Annotated in this window: 7 protein-coding genes; all 7 read left to right on the top strand. The window is 59.8% G+C overall.

Annotation, left to right across the window (positions count from 1 at the left end):
* A partial coding sequence (locus tag LUTJ29_RS0114335; protein WP_156911581.1) for an integrase core domain-containing protein occupies nucleotides 1-211 on the top strand: 211 nt, incomplete at its 5' end.
* Nucleotides 212-360: 149 nt separating this feature from the next.
* Nucleotides 361-2,274 carry a hypothetical protein gene (locus LUTJ29_RS18730; protein ID WP_144774654.1) on the top strand — a complete coding sequence of 638 codons (1,914 nt, stop codon included), beginning with the start codon at nucleotides 361-363 and terminating at the stop codon, nucleotides 2,272-2,274.
* 173 nt (nucleotides 2,275-2,447) lie between these two features.
* Nucleotides 2,448-2,687, top strand: coding sequence for a hypothetical protein (locus tag LUTJ29_RS0114325; RefSeq protein WP_027073106.1), 240 nt, complete (start codon nucleotides 2,448-2,450; stop codon nucleotides 2,685-2,687).
* A gap of 1 nt (nucleotide 2,688) precedes the next feature.
* On the top strand, nucleotides 2,689-2,907 hold the full coding sequence (locus LUTJ29_RS18895; protein WP_027073105.1) for a hypothetical protein: 219 nt from the start codon (nucleotides 2,689-2,691) through the stop codon (nucleotides 2,905-2,907).
* 28 nt (nucleotides 2,908-2,935) lie between these two features.
* On the top strand, nucleotides 2,936-3,712 hold the full coding sequence (locus LUTJ29_RS18225; RefSeq protein ID WP_186442015.1) for a lambda exonuclease family protein: 777 nt from the start codon (nucleotides 2,936-2,938) through the stop codon (nucleotides 3,710-3,712).
* A gap of 22 nt (nucleotides 3,713-3,734) precedes the next feature.
* Nucleotides 3,735-5,180, top strand: coding sequence for an AAA family ATPase (locus LUTJ29_RS0114310; protein ID WP_051323055.1), 1,446 nt, complete (start codon nucleotides 3,735-3,737; stop codon nucleotides 5,178-5,180).
* Nucleotides 5,181-5,684: 504 nt separating this feature from the next.
* Nucleotides 5,685-5,785: transposase (locus tag LUTJ29_RS19180; protein ID WP_043741662.1), on the top strand; the 101-nt coding region annotated here is incomplete at its 3' end.

The following is a 5,785-nucleotide window of genomic DNA, read 5'->3' as shown; positions in this document are numbered from 1 at the left end:
GTTCGTCGAGAGCTTCAACGGCAAGCTTCGGGACGAGCTTCTGAACCGGGAATGGTTCCGCAGCCGCGCCGAAGCGAAGGTGCTGATCGAACGCTGGCGGCAGTTCTACAACGAGCAGCGGCCGCACAGCGCCCATGGCTACAAACCCCCGGCGACCGTTCGCCGGAACTGGTCGGAACCCGATACCATTCACCCCGGACTCACTGCCTGATCGGCTACAAGTTCCATACTCAGGTCAAGGCTTCGAACCTCTAGAGTGGCGTGCGTGCCCGGCGGGGAAGAAGTTTGGGCTCCTGACATCGAAGCACGACTAGGCTGTGACGAAACCATTGAATAGACGCCGGGGGCGGGGAGGTTCAAGTGATTGAGATTGTTGGGTCACAAGATGTAGCGGAGTACAGAACGGCGCAACTTCTTCGAAAGATCATCTTGAACGAATGGCCGGACCTTCAGGATTCTGCGGCCGAACATGTAACGATTGTTGTCGCAGCCAAATGCTTCGGCTGTGCAGTTCAGGACATTGACCTTGTCGTCATAGGAAACCTTAGGAAGCCTCGGCCACTTCCACCGATTAAAGGAATCAAGGATTCGAAGTATGTTTTAAGCTTTATTTGGACAATAGAAGTCAAAAGCCATTCTGCAGAAAGAGTTTCTTTTCCGGGTGGAAAGGTAGTTGTTCCGTACCATGGGGGAATCCAGAAGGATGCTACGGAACAAGCATTCAAGCAGCTCCACTCCCTCAGGGATTACATTAAAAGAAACCTCAATCGAACGCCGTTCATTACAAGTCTTGTTTGGCTGGAGAACGTCAGCAAAAGTGCATTCCCAAACATAGAGTTCATCAACATCGTCGGAAGTGACAGCACATGGAGCGACTTTCTTGTTGCAAACGCCGGACCTCATCGAGAATGGCTCATCCGTCCTGGCAATGATGTCATCCAGACATTTCCGCTCACGATCAATCAACAGTACACAATTACGCAGGAAATCTGCACTCTGTTCAGTGCTCCGCAACCAAGCACACCTCTCGACAGAAAGAGGCTGGAAAGAATAACGCGCCGGGTAATTGATGACCAACAGTATGCAGAGAGGCTTGGTTCCCAGTTGCTGCTTTTTCGGGGGCGCGGCGGCACCGGAAAAACAATCACACTCATTAGGTTGGCTATCGACCTCCATCTCAACTTGCTGAAGAGAGTTCTGTTCTTGACCTACAACGTCGCCCTGGTGGCAGACATCAAAAGGACTCTATCTATTCTCCAAACCCCCGTCGACTCTGACGGCGCCGTAGTTCAGGTTCGGACTGTGCAGTCTTTCATGCTGGAGCTAATGCGCGACGGCGGGATCATATCGGCTATCGACAAATCCGCACTCGATAATTACGACCAGCATCTCAATAGCTTGTATGATCTGATCTCTGCTTTCTCGGCAGAAGACTCCCCGGCATTTGACTTCGTCTTTATCGACGAGGCTCAGGATTGGCCCGAGCGGGAGCGCGACATCATTTTTCTATTGTACGGCCCCGAGAAGACCGTAGTTGCTGATGGTGTTGACCAGCTTGTCAGGTCGAGTCACGCGACAGATTGGACTGCGAGGATCGGCAACGTACCTAAGCAAGTTGTGCCCTTGAGGCGCAGTCTACGTTTGAAGCATGGTCTGGCCTCTTTCGCTAACGCATTAGCTGAAGAGATGGGTTTGACAAATTGGAGCTTGCAGGCGAATAGGGAGCTCTCGGGAGGCAAGATCACCGTATTGGTGGGAAGCTTGCGCTCACTGTCTCAGCCTCTAAGTGAACTACTGGCTTCGGCAGAATCCAACGGAAATCAGCCCGTAGATTCTCTTGTCTGTGTTCCGTTTACCACGAAGTTCAGTCAGCACACCAAGCACGTGGTTGAGATGATCGGCGGGACGGGCTTTGATATTTGGGACGGCACTGATGACGAAGAGCGCCGATCATTCGCCACCAGCGTCAGACAGATGCGCGTGGTGACGTACGAGTCATGCAGGGGGCTTGAGGGGTGGAATGTCTATTGCCTACAGCTTGACAGGCTCTATGATCAGAAGCTCAGCCTTTTCGATGGTAGCGGAGACTTGTTGCAATCGCAGGAAGATGCGGCGCGCGCATATGCAGCCAGTTGGCTCATGATTCCTGTTACGCGAGCCATTGATCACCTTGTGCTGCACGTTGAGGCGCCTGACCATCCAGTCGCGGAGTTCTTGAAGTCGAGCATCGCATCCTTGGGGAATGACTTTGAGACAACGCTGATCGAATCGTGAGTTGCGGTGGTTACATGCTCAAACCGATGAACGATGACGTGTGATTTCTGGATGTCAGAATGATCTCTCTTTCGGAGGGGTTGGCCGAGCAATCATGCACATAGCAGTAGATGCACAGCAGCTGCGGCAGGATTTGAGAACAGCTGAAGGCACGCAGGTCACGACTTCGCTCCTTGCGCCAGCCCGCGGTCGAGGTGACTGCGGGCGGCAGCGTCCTGGTGTTGTTCGGCACCTTGAAAAACAGCGGCTCGGTTCCCGCAACCGTGCTAGTGCCGGGCTGGGCATTCGTTCCGCTGGAGGCCGCCGTCCGCGTCCTCGGAACCTACCCCCGGGCCGTGTGCGTCACGCCCCGTACCGAGTCAGGCAGGATCTGGCTCGACAAACTCAGTCTTTCCGTCACGGAGAACAGCTGATATGAATCCCTACGCAGAGCGGAATTTCGTCCAGGCCCTGGTACCGCTGCTGATTGCCCGCCTTCCGGATCCGTTCTCTCCCAGCGAGGCCAAGATGAAGCATGTGGCGGAGGTGGCCGGTCGTTGGGCTGAACTCCTTGTCGACCTGCGCGCCGATCCCGAGTGGGAATACTTCCTGCTCGACAAGGATGGACCCGCCTGGAACCAAGAGGCAGACTAGCCCGAGGGGTGTCTGCAAGGGGGCAGGCATGCAACAGAGATCGGAAGCCTGGTACCGGGCGCGCGCAGGCCGGATCACGGGCTCGCGGTTCGCGCGCGCGATGGCGGCAAAGCATACGGACACCTGGCAGGGCCTGGTCTCCGAACTCGCTGAGGAGCGCAGAACGGGGCGCTGCCGCGACGGCGGCTATGTGAACGCGGCGATGCAGTGGGGCATCACTCACGAGTCGGGCGCGCGCACCTGGTACAGCCGGCAGCACGGCCGTCGCGTGGACGAGGTCGGCTTCGTGGTGCACGCCGAGCATGAGTTCGTAGGGGTGTCGCCGGACGGACTGGTCGGCGCAGACGGCCTGATCGAGATCAAGTGCCCGCAGCTGCCGGCCTTCCGCCGGGTGGTGAAGTCCCGCCAGATGCCGGCACGCTACCGCTGGCAGGTGCAGGGGCAGCTTTGGGTCTGCCGTCGGCAGTGGCTCGACTTCGTGTGCTTCTACCCGCCTGGCAGAGGCGTGGTTGTCCACGTAGAGGCGGACGAGGACGATTTCGACCGGATCGAGTCCTGCTGTATCGACGTGGACCGCGCGGTGCGCCAGCGCATGGGGGTCGGCAGCCGCCCGACCCCGCAGGCCGTCAGGCCACCTGCAGCTGCCGCGCCGCCTGTGCGAACTACGCCTCCAGCATTGGCCATTCCCCCGATGCGGGCCGACGTCCGTGAGCCGCCCCGGAGCCGAGAGGACAGCGGAGTCCCCGGCTGGGTCTGGGTGATGCTGGCGCTGGCGATCCTGTCCGTGCTGGCGGGCTTGCGTTGAACACGGGCATGATCCGGGTGCCATGAGCCTGATCGACACCCTGCAGAAGCTGGCCCGTGAGATTCTCGGAAAGGATGCGCCTCCCGCCAAGCCGACCGATCTGTCCCGGATCCAGGAACTGATTGTCCCGGAACAGGGAAAGCGTCAGTCGAAGCGTTACACCTCCGAACCGGACCAGCTGACTGGGGTGGAGGTTCTGCCCGAGTACGAGTTCATCCTGCAGGCGGTGCAAGCCGGCTGCCCTGCCCTCTTCGTGACGGGCAAGGCCGGCACGGGCAAGTCCACGTTGATCCACTGGCTGCGCAGCCGAATCGACTCCTGTGCAGTGGTGGCGCCGACCGCGGTCGCTGCGGCTGCGATCCAGGGCGACACCATCCACGCGTTCTTCGGCCTACCACCGCGGCTGATCGACCCGGGCGAAAACCACCCGCTCAGCGCGCGCGTGCGGCTGGTGCTTGAGAACCTGAAGTGCCTGGTCGTGGACGAGGTGTCAATGGTGCAGCCGAACATGGTGGACACCATGAGCAACATCCTGCGCAGCGCCCGCGACAATCCGGCGCCCTTCGGTGGGGTGCCAGTGATCTTCGTAGGCGACCTGCTGCAACTGCCACCGGTGGTCGCCTCGCCCGAGGAGTCTGTCTACTTCTCGCACCGCTACCGCACGCGCTATTTCTTCTCGGCGGACATCTTCTCTGAGCAGCCGATCGTGCCGGTGGTGCTGACCAAAGTGCGGCGACAGGCAGATGAGGCGTTTGTCGAGGCGCTGAACCGAATCCGCCTCAATGACGATTGTCGCGAGGCAGTGGCGATGTTCAACCGGCGCTGCTTCCGCGACAGGGAGGCCGGAGCTCCGGTAGGGACCTACCTGGTGCCGACGAACCAGAGTGCGCGCCGCATCAACATGCTGGAGCTCGACAAGCTGTCTGGACCCATGCGGCTGTACGAGGCGAGGATCGAAGGTACAGTCGCCGCGAACCGGTGGAAGCTCCCGGTGTCCGACCGGCTTGAGCTGAAGATCGGTGCCAAGGTGGTCTTCCTGAAGAACCGCAAGCCGGACTGGATCAACGGCGACCTGGGCACGGTGGCAGGAATGGAGGACGACCACGTCCGGGTACGCAAGGGCGCGACCGACAACGTGCTGCTGGTGGGGCGCGAGACCTGGCATAAGTACCGCTATGTCTACGACTACCAGACGCGCCGGGTGGAGGCGCAAGAAGTAGGCACTTTCGAGCAGTTCCCGCTGGCGCTGGGCTGGGCGTTGACTATCCACAAGTCACAGGGGATGACGCTGGATGCGCTGACCCTGGACCTGGGCGGCGGCGCCTTCGCCGAGGGCCAGACCTATGTCGCGCTGTCCCGCGCCCGGACCCTGGACGGCATCACGCTCGCCCGCCCCATTTCCATGCGCGACGTTCGCACTGACCCTGTAGTGGTGGCCTTCTACCGCGAGCTCGGGATCGACAAGTAGTGGCAATCGCGATCAACGGGGGCCTGTGAGGGGGCACGTGAGAGACCAGTCCTGCAGATTGTTTATTAATATCAAATCGTTGCATAGACAGTTCGCGTCCCACCTCCGGCACCAGGGTCTTCGCTGCGTGTGGTTCCGCAGCGCGATCATCTCTCCATCCAGCGCCCCGCCGATCCGACCACAGGTGTCCGGATTGCCTGCGTCCCGTGCCGATGCGCTGATACGGACCGCCTCGTCCCCGGCCCTCGTCCGCCGACCCAACGGCCGAGCTACCAAGCATTTCCGGGGAATAATCGCCCTCCAGCCTGATTCAGGCAGGCCGCGCGGGACCATCCGCTGGCGAATGGGTGGGAACTCCCTGAGATCAGGGACTTGGCAATTTGACTGCACTCGATAGGCAGCGGAATACTCTGGCTATTCCCCGGATATGGGGTCTGACCTGAGACGGATCGTGTAGCCATTTGGCTGGTGAGTTCTCTACCCTTAACAGGCAAGGAGAGCTCCATGAAGAAGCGGTTCACCGACGAGCAGATCATCGGCATCCTGCGCGAGGCCGAGGTCGGCGCCATGTCGATCAAGGCCCTGTGCAAGAAGCACAACCTGAC

It is taken from the genome of Luteimonas sp. J29 (assembly GCF_000472505.1).
Taxonomy (GTDB): domain Bacteria; phylum Pseudomonadota; class Gammaproteobacteria; order Xanthomonadales; family Xanthomonadaceae; genus Luteimonas.
Note: the sequence above shows the minus strand (reverse complement) of the source record. Positions and strands in the feature narration are given on the sequence as shown.